Annotated in this window: 24 protein-coding genes; 3 read left to right on the top strand and 21 right to left on the bottom strand. The window is 44.3% G+C overall.

What is annotated here, in order from left to right:
* Positions 1–40 precede the first annotated feature (40 nt).
* Complete coding sequence (locus CJD30_RS00800) at positions 41–811, top strand: carbonic anhydrase (RefSeq protein WP_294915343.1); 771 nt, start codon at positions 41–43, stop codon at positions 809–811.
* Here CJD30_RS00800 and CJD30_RS00805 read toward each other — a convergent pair.
* The 14 genes from CJD30_RS00805 to CJD30_RS00870 all read right to left on the bottom strand — a co-directional run bounded on the left by CJD30_RS00805 (position 792) and on the right by CJD30_RS00870 (position 12,354).
* Positions 792–2,030 (bottom strand): MFS transporter, encoded by a 1,239-nt coding sequence (locus CJD30_RS00805; protein ID WP_294915345.1) that lies wholly within the window; start codon positions 2,028–2,030, stop codon positions 792–794. The two genes, CJD30_RS00800 and CJD30_RS00805, sit on opposite strands and share 20 nt — an antisense overlap.
* Positions 2,018–3,037 carry a tRNA 2-thiouridine(34) synthase MnmA gene (mnmA, locus tag CJD30_RS00810; protein WP_294915347.1) on the bottom strand — a complete coding sequence of 340 codons (1,020 nt, stop codon included), beginning with the start codon at positions 3,035–3,037 and terminating at the stop codon, positions 2,018–2,020. Before mnmA ends, CJD30_RS00805 begins: the two co-directional genes overlap by 13 nt.
* The gene (locus CJD30_RS00815; RefSeq protein ID WP_294915349.1) at positions 3,037–3,825 is read right to left on the bottom strand and encodes a TIGR00730 family Rossman fold protein; all 789 of its coding nucleotides are present in this window, start codon (positions 3,823–3,825) and stop codon (positions 3,037–3,039) included. The genes mnmA and CJD30_RS00815 overlap by 1 nt, the downstream gene beginning before the upstream one ends.
* A gap of 2 nt (positions 3,826–3,827) precedes the next feature.
* Positions 3,828–4,685, bottom strand: a complete 858-nt coding sequence (fliY, locus tag CJD30_RS00820; protein WP_294915350.1) for a flagellar motor switch protein FliY — start codon at positions 4,683–4,685, stop codon at positions 3,828–3,830.
* Entirely contained in the window at positions 4,678–5,775 is a 1,098-nt protein-coding gene (gene fliM / locus CJD30_RS00825) for a flagellar motor switch protein FliM (RefSeq protein WP_294915352.1), read from the bottom strand. The genes fliY and fliM overlap by 8 nt, the downstream gene beginning before the upstream one ends.
* A complete protein-coding gene (locus CJD30_RS00830) occupies positions 5,775–6,467 on the bottom strand; it encodes an RNA polymerase sigma factor FliA (protein ID WP_294915354.1) in 693 nt (230 codons plus the stop codon). Before CJD30_RS00830 ends, fliM begins: the two co-directional genes overlap by 1 nt.
* Positions 6,464–6,790 carry a hypothetical protein gene (locus CJD30_RS00835; protein ID WP_294915355.1) on the bottom strand — a complete coding sequence of 109 codons (327 nt, stop codon included), beginning with the start codon at positions 6,788–6,790 and terminating at the stop codon, positions 6,464–6,466. Before CJD30_RS00835 ends, CJD30_RS00830 begins: the two co-directional genes overlap by 4 nt.
* A 77-nt stretch (positions 6,791–6,867) precedes the next feature.
* Entirely contained in the window at positions 6,868–7,740 is an 873-nt protein-coding gene (locus CJD30_RS00840) for a P-loop NTPase (protein ID WP_294915357.1), read from the bottom strand.
* Positions 7,737–9,008, bottom strand: coding sequence for a flagellar biosynthesis protein FlhF (flhF, locus tag CJD30_RS00845; RefSeq protein WP_294915359.1), 1,272 nt, complete (start codon positions 9,006–9,008; stop codon positions 7,737–7,739). The genes CJD30_RS00840 and flhF overlap by 4 nt, the downstream gene beginning before the upstream one ends.
* Positions 8,989–9,513, bottom strand: a complete 525-nt coding sequence (gene folK / locus CJD30_RS00850) for a 2-amino-4-hydroxy-6-hydroxymethyldihydropteridine diphosphokinase (RefSeq protein WP_294915361.1) — start codon at positions 9,511–9,513, stop codon at positions 8,989–8,991. Before folK ends, flhF begins: the two co-directional genes overlap by 20 nt.
* The gene (aroQ, locus tag CJD30_RS00855; RefSeq protein WP_294915363.1) at positions 9,513–10,001 is read right to left on the bottom strand and encodes a type II 3-dehydroquinate dehydratase; all 489 of its coding nucleotides are present in this window, start codon (positions 9,999–10,001) and stop codon (positions 9,513–9,515) included. The genes folK and aroQ overlap by 1 nt, the downstream gene beginning before the upstream one ends.
* A gap of 77 nt (positions 10,002–10,078) precedes the next feature.
* Entirely contained in the window at positions 10,079–11,362 is a 1,284-nt protein-coding gene (locus CJD30_RS00860) for a diguanylate cyclase (protein WP_294915365.1), read from the bottom strand.
* Complete coding sequence (locus tag CJD30_RS00865; RefSeq protein ID WP_294915368.1) at positions 11,362–11,979, bottom strand: chemotaxis protein CheX; 618 nt, start codon at positions 11,977–11,979, stop codon at positions 11,362–11,364. The genes CJD30_RS00860 and CJD30_RS00865 overlap by 1 nt, the downstream gene beginning before the upstream one ends.
* Before the next feature lie 15 nt (positions 11,980–11,994).
* Complete coding sequence (locus tag CJD30_RS00870) at positions 11,995–12,354, bottom strand: response regulator (protein WP_294915370.1); 360 nt, start codon at positions 12,352–12,354, stop codon at positions 11,995–11,997.
* A 121-nt stretch (positions 12,355–12,475) separates the two neighbouring features.
* Here CJD30_RS00870 and CJD30_RS00875 point away from each other — a divergent pair, with 121 nt between their 5' ends.
* Complete coding sequence (locus tag CJD30_RS00875) at positions 12,476–13,687, top strand: aminofutalosine deaminase family hydrolase (protein WP_294915372.1); 1,212 nt, start codon at positions 12,476–12,478, stop codon at positions 13,685–13,687.
* On the top strand, positions 13,684–14,556 hold the full coding sequence (gene sppA, locus CJD30_RS00880; RefSeq protein ID WP_294915374.1) for a signal peptide peptidase SppA: 873 nt from the start codon (positions 13,684–13,686) through the stop codon (positions 14,554–14,556). Before CJD30_RS00875 ends, sppA begins: the two co-directional genes overlap by 4 nt.
* Here sppA and xseA read toward each other — a convergent pair.
* From xseA to CJD30_RS00915, 7 genes are read right to left on the bottom strand one after another with little or no spacing between them, the layout of a single operon-like run.
* A complete protein-coding gene (gene xseA, locus CJD30_RS00885) occupies positions 14,543–15,796 on the bottom strand; it encodes an exodeoxyribonuclease VII large subunit (protein WP_294915376.1) in 1,254 nt (417 codons plus the stop codon). The two genes, sppA and xseA, sit on opposite strands and share 14 nt — an antisense overlap.
* 5 nt (positions 15,797–15,801) lie before the next feature.
* Positions 15,802–16,512 carry a bifunctional demethylmenaquinone methyltransferase/2-methoxy-6-polyprenyl-1,4-benzoquinol methylase UbiE gene (ubiE, locus tag CJD30_RS00890; protein WP_294915378.1) on the bottom strand — a complete coding sequence of 237 codons (711 nt, stop codon included), beginning with the start codon at positions 16,510–16,512 and terminating at the stop codon, positions 15,802–15,804.
* 54 nt (positions 16,513–16,566) lie between these two features.
* Positions 16,567–17,580, bottom strand: coding sequence for a bifunctional diaminohydroxyphosphoribosylaminopyrimidine deaminase/5-amino-6-(5-phosphoribosylamino)uracil reductase RibD (gene ribD / locus CJD30_RS00895; RefSeq protein ID WP_294915380.1), 1,014 nt, complete (start codon positions 17,578–17,580; stop codon positions 16,567–16,569).
* Complete coding sequence (locus CJD30_RS00900; RefSeq protein ID WP_294915382.1) at positions 17,580–18,011, bottom strand: ribosome maturation factor RimP; 432 nt, start codon at positions 18,009–18,011, stop codon at positions 17,580–17,582. The genes ribD and CJD30_RS00900 overlap by 1 nt, the downstream gene beginning before the upstream one ends.
* Positions 18,001–18,366 (bottom strand): 30S ribosome-binding factor RbfA, encoded by a 366-nt coding sequence (gene rbfA / locus CJD30_RS00905; RefSeq protein WP_294915384.1) that lies wholly within the window; start codon positions 18,364–18,366, stop codon positions 18,001–18,003. The genes CJD30_RS00900 and rbfA overlap by 11 nt, the downstream gene beginning before the upstream one ends.
* Positions 18,363–20,903 (bottom strand): translation initiation factor IF-2, encoded by a 2,541-nt coding sequence (gene infB / locus CJD30_RS00910; protein ID WP_294915386.1) that lies wholly within the window; start codon positions 20,901–20,903, stop codon positions 18,363–18,365. The genes rbfA and infB overlap by 4 nt, the downstream gene beginning before the upstream one ends.
* Positions 20,893–21,147, bottom strand: coding sequence for a DUF448 domain-containing protein (locus tag CJD30_RS00915; protein WP_294915388.1), 255 nt, complete (start codon positions 21,145–21,147; stop codon positions 20,893–20,895). The genes infB and CJD30_RS00915 overlap by 11 nt, the downstream gene beginning before the upstream one ends.
* Positions 21,148–21,185: the final 38 nt, after the last annotated feature.

Raw genomic sequence — 21,185 nt, forward strand, 5'->3', positions numbered from 1 at the left:
TTTATGCTACACTATCTCCATCATTAATAAGGATAGTCGAATGGATAAGCGTACGTTTCTTAAATTTTTTGCCATTACCTCAGGGAGTGCCATCCTAGCCCCCAATATAGCATTTGCTTCCGATGCGCATCACAGCACACCTAACACTGCCCAATTGCAAGAGATTGCCAACAAAATGTTTTCAGAAGTCATTTCTCAAAATGATTACTATGTCAATCATCAAGGAACCTCTTTCTTTGAAAAAATGAAAAATTCCCAACATCCGCGCGCAACGGTTATCGGATGCTCAGATTCCCGTTTCCAAAGCGATGCATTGGATGCAACGGCAGAGAATGATCTTTTTATCATCCGCAACATCGGAAATCAGTTCAGCTCCAATATGGGAAGTGTCGAGTACGGTGTGCGCCACCTCAATACACCGCTATTGATTATTGTGGGGCATTCACGATGCGGTGCTATCAAAGCTGCGTTGGGTGATTACTCCGAGGAGGGGCCACATATTATCAAAGAGCTGGATTCACTCTCCTTGGCGGTACGCAAAACATCATTAAATAGCGGTACTGAAGAGGGAAAATGGCTCGCAGCAGTCATTAGCAATGTCCATCAACAAGCCTACTACGCGCAAAAAGAGTTCAAAGAAGATGTTGAAAGCGGAAAATTGACAATCGTCGGAGTTGTCTATGATCTGGCCAACGATTTCAATAACGGTTATGGGCGACTAAAAATCGTTAATCTAAATGGAGAGACCAATCCTGAAAAAATCATGGAATTTCCGTTGATGAAATCTCTTTTTAAACCGGTGCACGTCTAAGGACGATCCATCCGACCAAAGACGTTGCCGCTATCAATGCAGCAGGTGCATACGGATCTCCGCTCACCTTTTCTAAAGAGGTCATCAGTGCAGGGGTGATTCCACCTACTATCCCTGCCGCACTTCCCAAAATCACTGCCGTAAATGAGGCGCGATAGCCATGATAGCTCAAAGCAGTAACGGTGGATGCGAATATCGGCGCTTGAAATGCACATAAGAATATGACCATAACGACCGTCCCAGCCAATGCAATCCAATACCCTCCGATACTCATTGCTACCATCAAAGGATAGATACCCAGTGCCAATCCTAATGCAGCAATACGCATAACACGTAATGAACCGATTTTATCCGCAACCATCGCCATCAACGGTATAAAAACAACCCCTACGATAATTGATAATGTATTAATCTGCCCCGCTTGCGCTTTTGAGAGATGCGCGCTCCCTTGCAACCATATCGGGAGATAGACAAATACCGTATAATAAAAAATCCAAATTGATGATGCAACGATCAGGAATTGCCAAAATTCCCCTCTGTGATGACGTAATATAGCCATAATAGGTACGGTTTTATCTTCACTCGGAACGTAATCATCGGCAAGATTTCGACGCAAATACAACCCTGCAGCTGCAATAACAATACTGAGTAAAAATGGGATTCTCCATCCCCATTCACCCATCGCCTCTTCACCCAGATACCACAATAACGCTCCGCATAAGCCGGAGCCCAGAGCCATACCGATTTTAGCACCGACCGAGACAAACGAGCCATAGAGATTTTGAGAATTCGGTGAAGATTGTTCGACCAAATAGACGATGGAGCTTGCATACTCTCCTCCGACAGAGAGCCCTTGAACCATCCGTAGTAGAACTAAAAGTATAGGTGCCATAATCCCTATTTGAGCATAGGTAGGCAAAAATCCGATCAAAAAAGTCGGAAGCGCCATCATCATGAGTGAGCTCATCAGTGCGTATTTGCGTCCTACACGATCTCCGATATGACCGAATACTAATGCACCCAGGGGACGCATAACCATCCCTGCAGCAAATGCTCCAAAAGAACCTAATAGAGAAAGAAAAGGATCATTCGAAGGGAAAAATAGATTTCCCATCATCACAGCTAAAAAGCCGATGAGGGCGAAATCGTAATATTCAATGACGTTGCCGATAATCCCTGCGGCGATGATTTTCTTTTTGGAGCGGATCAAACGATCCACCCGCCGCCCAGGAGTTTTTCCCCCTCATAAAAAACGCCCGCCTGTCCTGAAGCAACACCAAGTACCGGTTCGTGCAATTCCACACGTGCGCGATCTCCCTCAATTATAACACTGCATCGGACAGCCGTTGTGCGATAGCGAAGTTTAACATCACACTCAAATTCGCTGCGGGAATCAAACATATTGACTCGTTCCAATTCGACTCGGTGGCATTCAAGATCTTCTCGCTTACCGACAACAATCTGATTCGTTTCAGGCTTGATCTCTACGACAAAATGGGGATCGTGTGCACCGTTGACGGTGAAACCTTTACGCTTTCCGATCGTATAGTGCATATACCCTTTATGTTTTCCGACTACTTTACCGTCCATATCAAGAACTTCACCTTCTTGATCGACGAGCACATGGGGTTTGAGAACATCCATGTAGGTTGTTTCGACAAAACAAATTTCACTTGATTCATTTTGAGACGCAAACGATTCTAGCCCCTCAATACTTGCTGCATACGCTTTAATATCGCTTTTATGCCGTTCACCTAAAGGAAACAGCAACCGTTTGACAAGAGTAGGTTCGATGTAAAAGAGAAAGTAGCTTTGATCTTTTGTATCATCATGCGCTTGGAGCAGATATTGTCCATCATGACGAATATAGTGCCCTGTCGCAACATAATCGGCACCGACGCTATCCGCATACGCCACCATCGCTCCGAATTTGATATTACGGTTACACAGTGCGCATGGGTTGGGTGTTTTCCCCTCTTTATACGTTTCGATAAACGGACTAAAAACTTTTTGATTAAATTCTTCTTGAAGATCTAGAATATGCAGTTTTACTCCGGCAAAATCAGCAGCTTTCTGGGCGCGGACCTGATGAATTTCATGATATCCCGGTTTCGAATGGAGTTTCATATAAACCCCTTCTACTTCATATCCTTGTTCTTTTAAAAGCAGTGTTGAAACGGTCGAGTCAACCCCGCCACTCATTCCTATCAAAACTTTTTTGGCCATTAGCTGCTCCCTTGCCCCGCATAACAGCGTGCTTCATCTCCATGAGAAGCAAGCGCTTTGTAGTATTTTGTGTCGGTCAATCCCTCTCGCTCCATCGCCTGTATCTGTGTAAACAGCGATTTTTCGATCTCTTGAACGACAAAATCCAAATCGTCGGTTAGATTGATCAAACGGACATCTTTCTCATCAATCATCCCCTCACTCAGCATCTTTTCTTTGATAAACTGAATCAAAGGAGCATAGAATTCGGTCCCAACAACAAACAATCGTACACCCCACACTTTTCGGGTTTGAATCAGCGTCAACGCTTCAAACATCTCATCAAGCGTTCCAAATCCCCCCGGAAAAATGACATAGGCCATGGAATATTTGACCAGCATCACTTTGCGTGAAAAAAAGTAATCGAACCGTTGCCCTTTACTGATGTAAGGATTTGGCTGTTGTTCGGAAGCAAGCTCAATGTTCAATCCGATAGATTCTACATTTTCATAATCATAGGCTCCACGATTGGCAGCTTCCATAATCCCCGGTCCACCGCCCGTGATAATGTTATACCCTCGTTCTGCCAACATAGCCGATAACTTCATCGCCTGTTGATAATAGGGGTGTTTCTCATCAAGGCGGGCACTTCCAAAAATCGTAACGGATGGCCCTAATTCACCTAATTCATCGAATCCTTGAACAAAATCGGCAATAATTTTAAATACACTCCATACGTCCGCAGATTTTATATCTTTGACGTAACGGCTGCTTTCATATACTTTTTTTTTGCCGTGTCGTGGCGCCATCACTATCCTTTTAATTTATTCAAACGATCGCGCTTCGTTCCGATTGACGTAATTTGAACACCAAAGTTTCCATCCACAATAACCACTTCGCCTTGTGCAATGACATGATCATCAACCAAAATATCAAGCGGATCGTTCGCGAGTTGATTAAGTTCGATAACCGAACCGATATCCATACTCAAGACGTCTTTAAGGAGCATCTTTTTCTTCCCGATACGAACGCGAACCGGAAGTTTTACACCCATAATCAATCCGATGTTTTTCATCTCGCCATCGTCAAGTTTAACTGCTGGCTCAGTTGGTGCAGCATCGAAAATGCTCCCCTCAGCTTTAGGTGCAGTCCCTTGTGTACCGTTTAGAGCATTAGAAATCGTCTGATCGATAGCTAACATCATCAATGAATTAATCGACCCCAGAGAAAAACTAAACACATACATTTTAGCGTATCCATCAAGGTTGACTTCACCGCTCTCAGGAATAAAATCTGCTTTTTCAGGTTTAATAGTAAATTTCGGAAGCTCTTTTTGAGACGCGAGAGTCGTACTCATCGCTCCGACGATATTGGAAACAATCTCTTTGGCCGCATCCATATCTTCATCGGACATCGTGTCGTGTGCTTCACCGTCTCCGCCTAGCATCATATCACCCAATGCGGTTGCAAGCTGTGGAGGCATCATCACAATTCCGCGGCCTGCAGCGGCCCCGCTAAAACTGACATGAATCTGTGCAATAGGAGGAATTACATTTGAAACAATAGAGATATCTTCAGCTTCTTTAAGGGTGATGGTAGGAGCTTGTCCCGTAAGCCCTTCTATCGTCGCAGTTGCTTCTGTTGTAAATACGCCTGAAAAATCACTCATCATCGTCCTCCTCTTCTTCAACTGGTCTGCTGATCATCTCTTTTACACCGCTGATACGCGCTTTTCGTTTGTTTTCAAACTCTTTAAGGGCCCGTTTGACAGCATCTTTTTCGGTATCAATCAACGATGTAATCTGAATCGATTTGCGGAAACGGCGTAGCCCCATTTGACCTACAAATCGCTCTTTTCCATCCACACTGACATGCACTACATCATCTGCAGGAATATTCAGGCGAATTATATCCCCTTCAGCTAAGTCCAAAAGCTCATGAAGACTTAACTCTGCTTCTCCAAGGTTCACTTCAACATTGACATGCGCTCCACCAAGGAGAACTTGAAGCTCTTGGTTACGGCTTTTTTTCGAACTTGTTTCGTTCAACATCAAATCACGGCTCGCAAGTTTCGGCAACACCGGCTCCAGCGCGATAACAGGATAACAAATGTTCATCATCCCCGAACTGTGCCCGATAATAATCTCCATAACGACCATGACAACGATCTCATTTTGGGCAACGATTTGAACGACGTTTGGACTTGATTCTTTGGATTCAATCTGAGGATAAAGATCGGTTACAGGGCCCCACGCTTCACGCAAAGTCCCCATCATAACCCGTAAAATAGTCTCAAATAATGAGAGCTCGATATCGGAGAATTCACGATTGGCTTCAAAAGGTTCCCCTTTTCCCCCCAAGATTCGATCCAACATCGGAAATGCGATTGATGGGTTAATCTCTAAAACACCGTTCCCTTCGAGCGGCTTCATCGAAAAAACGTTAAAACTGGTCGGATTTGGGAGAGACATCAAAAACTCTCCATAGGTCATCTGATCGACCGAATGGAGCTGTATCTCTACAATAGAACGCATGATTGCAGAGATCTGGGATGCAATCGAACGTGCCATTTTGTCATGAATCCCTCTAAACGCACGAAGCTGCTCTTTAGAGACGCGGTTAGGGCGTTTAAAATCATACAGCGTGATCTGCCGTTGAGGGAAAAGGGCATCATCGCCCGTCTCTAAGGCACTATCACCCTCATCATCAACAACGTCTAAAAGGGCGTCAATCTCTTCTTGCGATAATATATCTGCCATCAGCGCCCTCCAACTGCGTCTTTAATCCGCCGAATCACCGATTTGTGTATCTGTGAAATCCTCGACTCTGTAATATTCACAATCTCACTGATCTCTTTGAGGGTCAACTCTTCGAAATAGTAGAGCTGTATGATGATTTGTTCCCTCTCTTCGAAACTCATCAAAACTTCTTGAATCGCTTCAATCAAATCTTCGTGTTCTATCCGTTCAAGCATTCCGCTCTCTTCGGGAGTACCAAGCTGATCATCCAGAGGAAGAACGGTATAAATATCTGAAGCGATACGGGCTTCACGCACTTTTTCTTCTTCAATGCCTAAAATATCGGCGAGTTCTTTATCGCTTGGTTCATCATCATGATCCGCCATATACACTTCGATAGCATGATCGATCTCTTTGATCAAACGGCGGCTCGAACGACTCACCATATCAAGTGATCGGAGATAATCGAGCATTGCACCGTACACACGGGTTTTTGCATATCCCCAAAAGGAATCGTTTTGACTCTCATCATAGCGGCGCGCCAGTTTAACCAACTCTTCGGTCCCAATAGCGCATAAATCCATATAATCAATCGAGCTTGGAAGGCGCTCTTTCAGACGAAAAGACATCGCTTTGACCGCGGGGAGGAATTGAATAGCTAATTGATCTTCACGATGTTTCAGCTCTTGTGAATACACATTAGCGCCGCTCATCCTTGCCCCCTTCCATGATGATCATCCAGTAATTCGGATTTGTGCGTGTAAAAAGCATCAATAAACTGCTCACGCTTATTGATTTCACGCACAAAAAAGTCGAGGTTGTGTTCATGTGCTTTTTTCGGAAAAGTCTGTGCTTTAACACCGAGTGATTGGAAAAAGAATCCGACACACAAATGGGCGAACAGATAAAAAAAGAGGATGATTAAGATGACATAGCCCAAAAAGCTTTCGGCTGAGTCCGATTGCAATATCCCGAAAACAATACCGATAAAAAACCCCAGTACCGTTAAAAACGAGACAAAATTCGAACCCCTCATACCTCTTATTATCCTTCTTTTAGCGCTTTACTCCGAAAAACAGTCTATGGTATCCCCTAAAATAAACGCTTTATGGATCAAAAATGTTCCATCAAACGTTTAAACAAACCGCCCAAACCGCTTTCTTTGGGATCTACGAGCACATTTCGTTCCAGTTTTTTTGCAATTCGCTTAACAATCAACTCTAATTCATTTGTTGGGGTCGCCGTCGGGAACTCTTGTGAAAAAAGGGCTCTTTTTTTGACACTGGTTGAAATTTTCGGATCGTTCGAGATTTGTCCTAAGTAATTCAATTGTAACGGTGATCCGATATTCGCAGCGGCAACTTTATGAATTTTTTCAAACAGAGTCTCAGCTTCTTTTCCTGAACGGACTTGGTTCATAATCACATTAATCTCATTACGCAACCTTGAGGTGACTTTGATCGTTGCATACGCATCGGTAATTGCCGCAGGATCAGGAACAGTCACAACAATAACATCATCACATGCTCGTAAAAAAAGCTGAATATGTTCTCCGATTCCGGCACCTGTATCGATAATCATCACATCCAAATCATCCAATACACCCGCTTGATCCATAAACCGCTCGAATAATCCGCCTGAAGCGTATTTAAAAATCTCTTCTCCGCTCTCTCCGGGGATTAATACAAGATTTTCTCCGATCGGAACCAAAATCTCCTCGACAGTGGCTTCCCCTTTGAGCACGTGCAAAATATTTTTTTTGATTTTGACGTTAAACATGACATCGAGATTGGCCAAACCGATATCCGCATCGAAAATACCGACTTTCAATCCATATTTGGCCATAACGAATGCCATATTGGAGCTGATAGTGCTTTTTCCGACGCCACCCTTACCACTTGTTATCGCTATAAAACGGGTCTTTTTAGCTTTTGTATTGCGGTTTTGGTTTACTATCGCTTCGAGCTTAGAGGCTTGGTGGTTCATACACTTTCACCTCTGCTAAATCCATTCATCAAACAATCAACCAAAAAGTCAGATGTTGCCGCTACCAAATCTTCGGGTACTTCCTGACCAACCGAGAAATAGCTAATCGGTACTTTCGTCTCATACACGAGAGAAAAGATGTTTCCAAATCCTCGTGTTTCATCCAGCTTGGTGAACATCATCGTATCAATACCCAAAGGAGCGAAATTCTCATACGTTGCTTTCAGATCATCGTATTTGATCGAACTTGGCATAACCAGCACGACATCTACCGTATATTCAGTGTTGTTTTCACGAAGACATTCGTATATCTTTTCAATTTTCCCTTTATCGTAAGGGGATGAACCCATCGTATCGATCAAAATATAATCCGAATAGCGCAAAGCATTCAACGCATTCGAAAATTCCGGCGGATCAACGACGGTTTCAATTCCGAGTTTCATCATTCGAGCGTATTGCATCAACTGCTCAACCGCACCAATTCGATAGGTATCGAGAACAACAAGTCCGACTTTGTATTTTTTTTCTAACAGATACGAAAATCGTGCCGCCAGTTTTGCGATGGATGTTGTTTTTCCAACTCCCGTAGGACCGACGAGCATAATCACTTTTTTGCTTCCAGGTTTTGGAGACGTCTCTAAACGTACCGGAATCATTTTACGCATTAGTACCTGGAAATACCGTTTTACGGTTTCTGAACTCTCCCGCATTTTAGAGGGCATATGCTCGAGTGTGAGATGCATAATCTCATCCAAATGTTCCTGATCCATACCGCTCTCTTGGGCAAGACGGTATATTTCAGCAAACTCCGGCGGGATGGCAGCTGTCGTTTTCGGAGATTTTTCACTCCAAAACATATTTTGAATCAGCTTGACTTTATCCCCGAGTTTCTCGATCTCTTCTTTGATCCGTTTGAGATCTTCGCTCTCTTTGTGCGGCATTTGACGCGGAGATCTATCCTCTTCGGTGACCTCAGCGATTTTAGAAATTTGTTTCGCCGCTTCGGAAATATTATAGAGAACATCGCTGCTTTTTTGGGTTAGAGGACGCTGTTTCATAAACGCCTCTTCATTTTTCGGCTTTGGTTTAGGAGTCGGAGGGGCAGCATTCTCTTCGACACCGACCACAATCTCATACAAAGCACTTTTTCCCAGCGATTTTTTTTGTACTTCGCGGGTTTCGATCAGCATAGCTTCTTCGCCAACCTCTAACTGCGCTTTTTTTAGCGCTTCCGCCGGAGTAGTACCGCTAAATGTCAAGATTTTCATAATATCTCCGTGCGCCCTTACGAGCTAAACTTCCAAGTGGTATGGTTACACTTACCCGCTCATGCCAATGAGGATGAGGAATCACCAATTCTTTGGTTTTAATGGATCGTTTCTCAAAGAATAGTATATCCAAGTCCAACGTCCTCGGCGCGTTCGCAAAACTGCGACGTCGCCCAAAACGTTTTTCAATCCGCCAAATCAACCGTAACAGTGCCCTAGGCTGCAGTGACGTAGCAATCTCCATCACCGTATTCTCAAAATCACCTTGTTGCGTGTATCCAAACGGAGGATTTCGTAGAATAACCCCGCTTTGGATCACTTCTAAAAGGGACAAACGCTGCAGATAGAACCACAAATGATTCATTCTTCTACGTACATCCCCTATATTTCCCCCAACCCCTAAATGGGCTCGATAACGGTAAACGCTCTTTTGCTTTACACGTCTGGGAAAATTCGGTTCGATATAGATCGTATGTCTATGATCGATTTTTCGGCGTAATGCCATTATTCTTCTTCTGCACCTTGTTGTGCTGCTGCTTGAGCTTGACGCATCGCGTTGATTTCACTCAAAATTTGCATCATTCCCACCATTGCCAAATGGTATCCAAACGGTCCAAATCCGATAATAGATGATGTACATACCGGAGCTGTCATACTTTTTTGACGGAACTCTTCACGGCGATAAATATTACTGATATGCACTTCAATGGTCGGAAGACTCACGGCACTGATTGCGTCACGAATAGCAATCGATGTGTGCGTATACGCTGCGGGATTGATAATAATACCATCTGCATCGCCGTAACACTCTTGAATACGATCTACGATCTCCCCTTCGAGGTTGCTTTGATAAAATTCGATTTCAATTCCGTTTTGGGTTGCTACATCTTTCATTTGCGCATGGATTTGTTCCAAACGCATCGGTCCGTAGACTTGTTGTTCCCGAACTCCTAACATATTGAGATTCGGCCCTTGGATAACGACTATTTTCATTGATAAACCTTGATTGGTATTTTTGAGTATAGATTATAAGTGGTTCTATATTATAAGGAACTAAATTCCTCTATTGCTTAAAGGCATTCGATCCGATTGCGGCCGTTTTCTTTTGCTCGATAGAGTGATGAATCTGCTCGATGCATCATACTCTCTTGAGTATCTCCCGCTGTGAATATCGTAACACCGAATGAAGCTGTCACCTTTCCGACGTTTTGAATATCGAGCTGTTCTACCGCCAAACGGAGTTTTTCTGCAACATAGAGTGCTTTTGCCTTGTCAACTGCGGGGAGTAAACAGACGAACTCTTCACCGCCCCAACGTGCAAGAATATCACCGATTCGGATCGTTTCGGAAAAGGCATGTGCGACTTCGATCAAAACCTTGTCTCCGATTTGATGCCCATAGGTGTCATTAACCCGTTTAAAATAATCGACATCTGCGATGATCAGCCCGAATGTATGGTTCTCGTCCCAATGACGTCGCTGAACCATATTTTCAAACACTTCATTAAATTTATGTCGATTGTACAGCTTGGTCAACGGATCGGTTATCGATAAAAGTTCAATCCGTTTTTTGTCACTGATGTCATTAAAGATAACGGTGTAGCAAAATGCATCGTTCTCTTCATTAAAAGGGGTAACTACCGCATCAAACCACACTTGCTCTTCATCGTGTAAACGTGCTTTTACCTCTCCAGACCACTTCTTTTGCGATGCGATTGCGTCACAAATTTGAACCGTATCAAAATCGACAGAAGCATCTCCGAATACTTCAGCAAGCTTTGAACCCACCACATTTTCAGATTGATATCCAAAAAATTCCAAAAACGCCTGCGTTGCTTCGACGATTCGACACTCGCTATCTATCTTGATAATCAACAAATTAGCATCAATGATCATTTTATCGCGGTGCAGTTCGCTGTTAAGCTCTGAAATTTTTTCCATTTGAGACTGCAATGTTAATTTGAGCTCATGCAGATCACTGATGTCGTAGATTGATACCATCACTAAGTTTTCTTCAACATCATACGGAGAAATTGTTACCTGCAGCTGCATATATTTGAGTAACGATGTGGTGATCTTCGTTCGGGGAATCTCAATAAACCGGTTTTGCAACGATGCATCGTAAAAGGTCGGAGATTGGAGTCTAAGCGTCGTTCGAATTTTGCGTGAGAGTACCTTGTAATCAATATCGGGATAAAACGCATGTAAATTTTTCCCGATGATATCGGACGATCGGACGGATGTATTAATCTCCATCCATTGATTCCAATAGCGCACTTCAAATGTCTCATCGATGATCATAACACCGATTTCCAGAGCATCAAGGAGAACATTCGGATAAGTGATGGTAACCATTACGCGTACAACTCTTCAAGTTTGCGATCGATCAGATCTTTGAGACTGCCGATCATTCCATCTTTGGTCAAAATAAAAATCTGCCCGTTGATATTTTGGTGCTGGAATTCCATTTGGGTGCTAATGATAATAATTCGGTGATAATTAATAATGTCTTCTTGGCTGATCAGCGCATTCCCATCAACCACCTCGGTAGAGGGGACAAAAAACTGCACTTTGGTATGCAGTTCTTCGGTCAAACGGCTAATCATCGTTGCACTCAAAATATTCGTCAATTCGATGACAGCATCTAAAATATCACCATCCGAAGGCTGATCGACATCATAGAGATGATGCCCCAAATGGATTGCTGATTCTTCAGAGATGACAAATAAAAACTCTCCGCTAAACTCTCCGCCGAAAAGCTGTTTGGTTACATAATTGCGCTGATCTTTTGGGATGGACTGCTGAATATAACCATCCAACCCTTCCATATCGCTGATCATGATTTGAGGGATGTGCATTTTTCCGAATGCTTCCAGCAAATCGGCAATACTCGCCGTCGCATTTCCCATCGCGATATTCATCAATTCGCGGAGCATATCGAGATGATCGTCAGTAAACCCGTTTTGGTGCATGCTTAACTCTTTTTTTTATATAGAAAGTTGCTGTAACACAGACAACATCTTTTCACTGTTAATCGGTTTTGGAACCATCATTTTGGCACCCGATGCGAGAACCGTAGATTGTGCCTGAGCCTGAATATCTGCAGAAACAATGACAACTTGCGCTTTAGTATCCATTTTTATAATCTCGTTCAACGCCTCATAGCCGTCCATTACAGGCATGGTCAGATCCAAAAAAACGGCATCCGGTTTTTCAACTTTAAACAATTCAACTGCTTCCAAACCGTTTTCGGCTTCCAACACTTTGGCGGAAGGTTCCAGTTCTCTCAACGTTTTAATCAGAAACATACGTGCTAATTTAGAGTCATCGACAACAAGTATTTTCAATCTTTCCCTTTTTGCTTTACCTAACCCATTATTATAACGCAATACTCTTTAAGATGTATCGAAAGGATTCCCTGTGATACAATTGCACTCATTAAATATTCTAAATGGAAACTGTACTCTTATGAAAATATTCTTAGCCGATGCCATATTCAGCGATGATGTCATTCTACGTGATCACGGTATCGTATTCGACAAAACGATTCTTGAAATCTCCTCTCATGAGGATTTGCGGGCTCGTTTCGGTGAATCATGTCATTCATTGGGAGAAGGCTCCCTCATCATCCCCGGACTTGTGAATGCCCATGTACATCTGGAGTTCAGTGCCAATCGTTCCACTCTGACATATGGCGAATTCATGCCATGGCTCTCCAGCGTTATCGCTTCTCGCAATGATCTTATCAATGAATGTGATGATGATTGTATCTCCGCAGCCATCCATACGATGCTCTGCAACGGAATCACCGCTTTTGGCGCGGTAAGTTCCTATGGATTTGACTTGAATCCTTGTGCGGCGGCTTCCCAAAAAGTGGTCTATTTCAATGAATTGATCGGCTCCGATCCCGCCATGGCAGATGCTCTATATGCCGATTTTCAAGAGCGTCTCTTTGCTTCCCAAGAGATAGAACGGGAGGGATTTTACCCTTCAATTGCCATCCATTCTCCCTACTCTGCCCACCGTATCTTGATCCAAAAAGCCCTCAAATATGCTCGTGAAAAAGAGCTTCGTGTCACCGCCCATTTACTCGAAAGTACTGCTGAACGCGAATGGCTCGATGACAACAGTGGAGCATTCCGCCCTTTCTTTGAAAATTTTCTCAAACAGACCCAAGCTGCCAATACTTCCGAGGAGTTTTTGAGTTATTTTAATGAAATTCCTACCCTCTTTACTCACGCAGTCCAAACGAAAGATGCTGAGCTATCAATACTTTCCGAAGCCAATCATACGATTATCCATTGTCCGATTTCCAACCGCCTTTTGGGTAACGGTGTACTCGATGTATCACGTCTGAATGAAAAAAATATCCGCTTCGTATGCGGTACCGATGGCCTCAGTTCCAACTATGCACTCGATCTGTTCGAAGAGATGAAAATCGCTCTGTTCATCCATCCGCATGAAAATCTGCTCAACCTCGCACAACAATTATGGAAGAGTGTTACCGCCGATGCGGCAGAAGCATTGCGTCTGAATTGTGGTAAAATCATCCCAACATTCGATGCCGATTTTTTAGTGATGAGGATCGAGTATCCGATCAACGAACAGCTGCCGATCCATCTGATCACGCAGCCGCATACTATTGAATCGGTTTATATCCAAGGGGAAAAAGCAAAATGATGGAGATCATCCGAAAAATCGGTAGCTGTCTGGCAACCGGACTTAAATTTATACAATCCCATTTCAAAGCTACCGTATTAGTGCTAATCGTTCTATGGCTTCTTCTCCCCTCCGGAGAAGCGGGAATCACCCCCCATAATCTCCAAAAAATCGCCCTTACCGGACCGATTTTGGATGCTACCACTATCGTAACCCAAATCGATGAGGCCCGTGAAAACAAAGAGGTCAAGGGGGTGCTCTTCAGCATTGATTCTCCCGGCGGTGCCGTTGCCCCTTCAGTCGAAATCGCCTATGCGATCAAACGTCTCTCCGAAACCAAACCGACCGTCATCTACGCCGCGGGGATCATGGCAAGCGGCGGATACTACTCCGCTATCTGGGGCAATGAGATCATCGCCAATCCCGGCAGTATGATCGGCTCTATCGGTGTGATCATGGAGGGCGCCGATATTTCAGAACTTATGGACAAAGTGGGAGTCAAAACCCAAGTGGTTCATGCCGGTACCTACAAACAAGTAGGGACGTTTGATCGCGAATGGAGCGATGTCGAGCGGGCCGAACTTGATAAAGTGATCAGCGGAACATATACTATGTTTGTTGCTGATGTCTCACGTGCCCGCAAACTCGATGTAAACCGCAGCAGTGAGTACGCTGATGCGCATATCTTTACGGCTGCACAAGCGAAACAAGTAGGGCTTATCGATCGTATCGGGGTCGAGTTTGATGCCAAAAAACGGGTCGAAGAGTTGAGCAAGGTTCAAGAACCGATCTGGAATAAAGAAGACCCTATGGACAAATTTTTGAAGCAATTCGCGGCGGAGGGAGCATCATTGGCTCACATGTACTTCCCACCCGTTACATTGAAATAATTTCTCTCACTTCCGATCGGACGACTCTGCGGTCGTTCATCGCCTCAAATTGATCCCCGACACTCAAGGTATCCAAATCGATTACTTTTCCATCACGGGCGATTTGCGCAAATCCGCTTTTGTTTTTGTGTTTTGGATGGTGTGATTCAAAACTGTTTTTCATATGCATAATCAGCGACTCTTTCTCTCTAAACCGCTGTATAGTCCCTCTTTCCATCGCCTCTTTGAGGGTCGGTATCTCACTCATGGCACGCTGCAACCGCTGTAGTATCTGCATCTCAAAACGCTTTTTTAACTCCGTAACGATCTCTTTTTGACTCTCCAAACGGTATTCAATTCCGTTGCGTTTAAACCCCTCTGCCATAGCGCTTAATTGGTCCCGCTTACGTGCTAATTGCTGTTGGATCATGCTAAGCGCTCTGAGTTGCATCTCATCGATACTTTGTGTAAACTCATTTTGGTCAGGGAGAAGCATCTGCATCGCCGCGCTCGGTGTCGGAGCACGCATATCGGCGACATAGTCACTGATGACCCAATCGATCTCATGCCCTACCGCTGACATCACCGGAGTAGTCATCGCAAATATAGCATCCGCTACGATCTCTTCATTAAACGCCCATAGATCCTCGATACTGCCGCCGCCCCGTCCGACGACAACCGCATCCGCATTCAACGTGTCGGCATAGAGCAATGCATCGGCTATTTGAGACCCTGCACGCTCACCCTGCACCAATACGTCTAAGACGATGAGTTTGATCAGTGGCCAACGATGGGAAGCAACACGCTGCATATCCTGCAATGCTGCGCCTGTTGCCGAAGTAACCAAAACGATTGTTTGAGGGAATTTTGGAAAAGCTTTTTTATGTGAAGGATCAAAATACCCCTTTTCGGAGAGTTTGGTCTTTAGTTGTTCAAATGCCACTGCAAGTGCCCCGACTCCATAGGGTTCAGCACTAAAGGCATTAATCTGATACTCTCCGCGCGGTTTATAAAGAGAAAGTGCGCCGTGCAAAATAATATGTGCACCCTCTTCGAGACGAAATTTTAGCCGTGCGGCATTCCCTTTAAACATCACACATTTGATGGAGGAATCGTTGTCTTTGAGAGTAAAATAGATGTGTCCGCTGCCATGGTGGGTAATACGGGAGAGTTCTCCCTCGACACTGACAAATTCAAAAGAGGTTTCTAGCAGTGTCTTGATCTGCTCATTGAGAGAAGAGACACTAAGGGTTGTTGCCATTGCGTTTACTTTTTACGGGCAATCATTAGTGTCGAAATATCCATCGAGAAGCTTTTCGTATAGAGCATCTCAAATCCCGCTTCTTCGAGTTCTGCTCTCATTTTCGCAACCGTCAAAAAACCCTCGATAGAATCGGGAAGATAGCGGTACGCTTCGTAGTTGTTGGAGATCAATCCACCGATACGCGGAAGAACATTATTCATATACCAATCACGCACTTTACCGAGCATTGAGGGATTTTCATTTTTCATAAATTCAAGAATAACCACAAGACCGCCCGGTTTTAGAACGCGGTTAAACTCCCGCAACCCCGCTTGACGCTCGACTACGTTGCGGATCCCGTACGAAATACTGATAATATCCGCACTTGCACCTCCTTGTGGAAGTTCAGTCGCCGGAGCAATATGAAATGCAAGTTCCGGAAATTTTTCCCGTCCGACACCCACCATCCCCTCTGATGGATCAACTCCTACAATTTTTGAAACAGCAACACCGTTTTTATCGGCCTGGCGACGCCAGTAACCCATCATATCACCCGTACCGCACGCGACATCAACGATGGAATCAAGCGTAGAGGCATTGCAATAACCGTACGCCAAATCGCACGCACGCCGACGCCAAAACGTATCGACACCCATACTCAAAACACGGTTTGCTCGATCGTACGTCGGCGCTATATCATTAAACATCGATACGATTTTTTCTTGTTTGGTCATTTTGATCCTTTATACGCCGGCAGAAAGCTCACGCACGCTTGCGTGCTTTCTAAATTATTGTTTATTTTTCATCCAAAGGATAATATTATCGGTGATTTTAGCGCTAAGAACCTCAAAATCCTCTTGCACCATTCCAAGAGTTTGTGATCCCCCACCGATTTTCGGTGCAATGTAACTCAAATGCCAATCGCATACCTCACGAGATGCTTCAAACATTCCTGCACCCCCCTCTATCATTACCAAACGATACTCTTTGATTCGCTCAAATGTTGGTTCAATAAATACGTGACGGTTAGGGATACTAAAAAGTGGGATTGTTCTATCAAAATCACTGCTTTGTGAGTAGATCAAGACGTCGGGGGCTTTCCCCTCGACCAGCCGTGCATCGAGAGTTGGGCGATCACTGCGCACCGTATTGCCTCCGATCACGATCAAATCGCACTTATCGCGAAGCGTATGTACGTGGTTCCGTGAAGATTCTGAACTGATAATACCTTTATCTATGGTACCATCTAAACGTTGCGCCCACTTGAAAAATACAAACGGGTTCTTTTGCCATTGAACAAAAGGTTCCAATAGTACCTTTCCCTCTGTTTCCATGACACCGAATCTACATTTAATCCCGCTATCTTCGAGAACTTTTCTTCCGTTTGCCGCTTCGGGATTTGGGTCCATGCATGCTATAAATACCTCTTTGATCCCTAAATCTCGGACCAACAATGCGCATGAAGGAGTTTTACCGCTATGTGAACACGGTTCCAGCGTCACTGCCATTGAGATCGAATGAAATAGTCCGTTGTGATGTGCTCTTAGATAATCATGTATTGCGTGAGAATCATCGCTGTGCGCTATTGTGTTATCACCGCTGAGAAGCGTATAGGCATCGCGTAATGCATAGACTTCTGCATGAGGTCCGCCTGCAAATTTATGCGCACCGATAGATAGAACTTCACCGTATTCACCGATGCAAACAGCACCGACAGCAGGGTTAGGGAAAGTAAGAAGTTGATAGTCCCACGCTGCATTAAGAGCGAGGGTCATAGCGTGGTGGGCTACAGAGGTATCCATTACCACTCGAAGTAAGTTTTTGCCTTGCTGATAGAGCGAAAGGGGACAGTATGCGTTTCTCCCTCTTTCGTTTTGATGGTAATCTCTTCGTTTTGGGCAGAGACCATTTCACCATCAAATTTTTCTTTATTTACGGTTGAAAAAACAACTTTTTCCCCGATTGACTGGGCAAAATGCTCTAAGGTTTTGAGGCGACGTTCAATCCCGGGACTGCTCACTTCAAGACGGTATTCTCCTCCGACTGGAGGGGTAACATCCAAAAGCGGAGAGATCAGATGCGTTGCTTCGACACATTGGTCCAAACTCACTCCACCCGGTGCAGTTACACTGACACGATAAATAGTGTTTTCGTTTTCATTCAAAATAGCCGCATCGTATAAAGACAAGCCGATTGATTCAACCATTTTTTTGATATCTGATTCAAGACTCATTTTTTTTCTCCTTGGCAATTTTGGCAAACAACGCTTCAATATTTTGACTACGCTTAAGCGTATCGTCGAAAACAAAAGTCATCCGTGGACTACGAAACCACCCCTGATCCTTCATACAATGTTCTTCGATAATTGGACGGGCTTTTTCAAGCAGTTTCAAAAATGCGGCTTGTTCTTGGGCAGTATAGTCGTGTGGATCGAGATACACTTTTGCATCACTTCGTCCACGCGAACAATGAACATCGATCACATCCACCTCACGCACACGCGCATCGGAAAGCTGGCTGATCGCTTCGGGAATCAGCTCTTTTAGGATCGATTCGGTCCGTTTGAGTTTGATTTGCGCCGGTGTCACAGGGATACTTTTTTCTCGATTTTGGTAAAGGTCTCGATGACGTCGCCCACTTTGACATCGGTGTATCCGTTGAGAACAACACCACAATCAAACCCTTTGGTAACTTCTTTGACATCATCTTTAAATCGGCGCAATGAAGTGAGATCGCCCTCATGGATAACAACACCCTGTCGGATAACGCGAACCATTCCGCCACGTACCAATTTACCGTCAACAACGACACACCCTGCGATTGTTCCGCCGCCTTTTGGCATCGGGAATGTATCGCGAACTTCTGCTTGACCGGTATTTTCTTCACGGAACTGCGGAGCCATCATGCCGGTCAACATTGCCGTAACGTCGTCGATCAATTGATAAATGATCGAATACGTTTGAATTTTGATTCCCATTTGTTTTGCTAGGGCATTTACATTACCTGTCGGTCGGACGTTAAATCCGATCAATGCACAATTTTCACTGTTATTCACGAGTGCCACGTCATTTTCGGTAATTCCACCGACACCGCTCGAAATCACTTCAACTTTAACTTCTTCATTACGTAATTCAGAAAGAGCTGATTTAATTGCTTCGAGTGATCCGTGAACGTCGGTTTTAAGGACCACTTTAAGCGCTTTCAAACGTCCTTCCGCAATCAACGAACTCAATTCGTCAAGGGTTGTTTTCGTACTGTGTGAAAGTTCACGGTGACGATCGTATTCGTATCGTTTTTGTGCAATCTCACGTGCTTCTTTGTCACCTTCTACCACCATCAATATTTCACCCGATGGCGGAACGTCGCTAAGACCTACAACAACAGCTGTTTCACTCGGTCCAATCTGTTTGAGCTGCGCTTTGCGATCATTGATTAATGCACGAACGCGTCCGTATGCACTTCCGCACACAATGTTGTCACCGATTTTGAGGGTACCGTTTTGAACGATAACGGTAGCAACCGGCCCGCGTCCTTTTTCCAATGTCGATTCAACGACGACGGCTTTAGCCATATTGGTTGGATTTGCTTTGAGTTCCATGATCTCGGCTTGGAGCAAAATCGCTTCGAGCAAATCATCGATACCCGTCATCGCTTTTGCCGATACACCAACGAACTCAATATCTCCGCCCCAATCGACCGGGTTAAGCCCGAGTTCGGCCATTTGCGCTTTTACCATATCCGGATTAGCACCCGGTTTGTCCATTTTATTGATTGCGACGATTACCGGTACTTTTGCTTCTTGAGCATGTTTAACTGACTCGCGCGTTTGCGGTTTCACGCCATCGTCTGCCGCAACGACGATAACAATAATATCGGTCAATTGTGCACCGCGAGCACGCATAGAGCTAAACGCTTCGTGTCCCGGAGTATCGAGGAATGTGATCAATTTACCGTGCTGCTCTACTGAATAGGCACCGATATGCTGTGTAATTCCACCCGCTTCACCGTGTGCTACTTTCGCATTTCGGATCGCATCGAGGAGTGATGTTTTACCGTGGTCAACGTGTCCCATGATCGTGATAACCGGAGGACGTTCCTCCATTCCCTCTTCGTCGATTGTCGCTTCTTCGTACATCTCTTCGAGGTTAAAGGCATCTTTTGGGTCAATCGTGGTTACTTCGATTCCGAATTCACTTGCCAAAATTTCGATTTCATCTTTTCCGAGGAAATCATTTTTGGTTACCATCATACCGAGGTTGAAAAGAATTTTGATCACTTCTGAGAGTGGTTGACGCACTTTGTCGGCAAATTCATAAACACGGATGTCTTCAGGAATTTCAACATGGGTAATAACTTCGTCTTCTTTGACGTCACGTGTATATTTTTTACGTGCTTCACGAGAGACTTGACGCGGTTTATTTCTATTTGCACCCTGTTTTTTACCGGAATTGCGGCCAATCGGTTTTTTCTCTTTCGGTTTTTGTTCTTCTTCCGGTTCAACTTTAGCGCCCAAATCATTGAAGTCCATCAATACGATTTGGTCATCTTCGTAATCCATTGAAATATCAGAAATACCGCCGCCAAAAATGTCAAGTTTAACACCTTGATCTTTTTTCTGTACCGGAGCATTGTTATTCTGTGCTTTTTTAGCACGTTTTGCTTCTAATTCACGTTGAGCTTGCTCACTCAATTTTCCGTAGCTTGATACGGACGATGCACTTGTCTGTACTACAGGAGCCACTACTTCTTCTTCCTGCGGGCGCTTTTTCTTGACAATTTTCAAACCAGAGCGTTTTGGTGCTTCTTCATCGATTGAAGGAGTTTCTGGAACCGCTTCTTCACGTGATTCTGGAGCGGTATTCACCATAGTAACCACCGTTTCTACAGGAGTAACCGGAGTTTGTGTCTCTTCTTGCACAGCTGTTTTTGGAGATGACTTCGGTGCAGCGGTCTCTGTTGATGCCCCACTCATGATATAGTTCATGATTTGCTCAGCTTCTTCAATCGAAACCGAACTTGAGGCCGTTTTAACATTCAGTCCCATTGCGGCTGCTTTATCCACGACCTCTTTTGAATTGATACCAAGCTCTTTGGCAATTTCATGAACTCTAACTTTATCCATCATTAACGATGATCTCCTTTAACCGATTCATTAGCTCTACCGTCGCGCCGCTTTTGCATTGTCGGGCAAGTTGGCCCGGAGTTTTTTTGTGTTCTACACAGTCACGACACAAATAAAAACTTCTCCCTTGATGACTGAAAGGTTCTAATGTACCTGCTCGGCACTGCAGTCTCAAAAGTGAAGATTGCGAAAAACGCTCACGACAAACCACACACATACGTATAGGCTGATGTAACTTTTGCGCCATTATATCCAATACTTTCTTTTATTTTCATTGTTTAGGCA

Source organism: Sulfuricurvum sp. PD_MW2, assembly GCF_002633015.1.
Classification (GTDB): Bacteria; Campylobacterota; Campylobacteria; order Campylobacterales; family Sulfurimonadaceae; genus Sulfuricurvum.

Bases quoted from the DNA above. Each gene is read 5' to 3' on its own strand.
- CJD30_RS00830 (WP_294915354.1), bottom strand. From the start codon at position 6,467: ATGAGCGGCGCTAATGTGTATTCACAAGAGCTGAAACATCGTGAAGAT.
- CJD30_RS00865 (WP_294915368.1), bottom strand. From the start codon at position 11,979: ATGCACCAAAACGGGTTTACTGACGATCATCTCGATATGCTCCGCGAA.
- infB (WP_294915386.1), bottom strand. From the start codon at position 20,903: ATGATGGATAAAGTTAGAGTTCATGAAATTGCCAAAGAGCTTGGTATC.
- CJD30_RS00900 (WP_294915382.1), bottom strand. From the start codon at position 18,011: ATGAGTCTTGAATCAGATATCAAAAAAATGGTTGAATCAATCGGCTTG.
- CJD30_RS00840 (WP_294915357.1), bottom strand. From the start codon at position 7,740: ATGAACCACCAAGCCTCTAAGCTCGAAGCGATAGTAAACCAAAACCGC.
- CJD30_RS00860 (WP_294915365.1), bottom strand. From the start codon at position 11,362: ATGGTTACCATCACTTATCCGAATGTTCTCCTTGATGCTCTGGAAATC.
- fliY (WP_294915350.1), bottom strand. From the start codon at position 4,685: ATGAGTGATTTTTCAGGCGTATTTACAACAGAAGCAACTGCGACGATA.
- CJD30_RS00875 (WP_294915372.1), top strand. From the start codon at position 12,476: ATGAAAATATTCTTAGCCGATGCCATATTCAGCGATGATGTCATTCTA.
- aroQ (WP_294915363.1), bottom strand. From the start codon at position 10,001: ATGAAAATAGTCGTTATCCAAGGGCCGAATCTCAATATGTTAGGAGTT.
- mnmA (WP_294915347.1), bottom strand. From the start codon at position 3,037: ATGGCCAAAAAAGTTTTGATAGGAATGAGTGGCGGGGTTGACTCGACC.
- folK (WP_294915361.1), bottom strand. From the start codon at position 9,513: ATGGCATTACGCCGAAAAATCGATCATAGACATACGATCTATATCGAA.
- CJD30_RS00815 (WP_294915349.1), bottom strand. From the start codon at position 3,825: ATGGCGCCACGACACGGCAAAAAAAAAGTATATGAAAGCAGCCGTTAC.
- ubiE (WP_294915378.1), bottom strand. From the start codon at position 16,512: ATGACCAAACAAGAAAAAATCGTATCGATGTTTAATGATATAGCGCCG.
- fliM (WP_294915352.1), bottom strand. From the start codon at position 5,775: ATGGCAGATATATTATCGCAAGAAGAGATTGACGCCCTTTTAGACGTT.
- CJD30_RS00835 (WP_294915355.1), bottom strand. From the start codon at position 6,790: ATGAGGGGTTCGAATTTTGTCTCGTTTTTAACGGTACTGGGGTTTTTT.
- ribD (WP_294915380.1), bottom strand. From the start codon at position 17,580: ATGGATACCTCTGTAGCCCACCACGCTATGACCCTCGCTCTTAATGCA.
- flhF (WP_294915359.1), bottom strand. From the start codon at position 9,008: ATGAAAATCTTGACATTTAGCGGTACTACTCCGGCGGAAGCGCTAAAA.
- CJD30_RS00915 (WP_294915388.1), bottom strand. From the start codon at position 21,147: ATGGCGCAAAAGTTACATCAGCCTATACGTATGTGTGTGGTTTGTCGT.
- CJD30_RS00800 (WP_294915343.1), top strand. From the start codon at position 41: ATGGATAAGCGTACGTTTCTTAAATTTTTTGCCATTACCTCAGGGAGT.
- xseA (WP_294915376.1), bottom strand. From the start codon at position 15,796: ATGGCAACAACCCTTAGTGTCTCTTCTCTCAATGAGCAGATCAAGACA.
- sppA (WP_294915374.1), top strand. From the start codon at position 13,684: ATGATGGAGATCATCCGAAAAATCGGTAGCTGTCTGGCAACCGGACTT.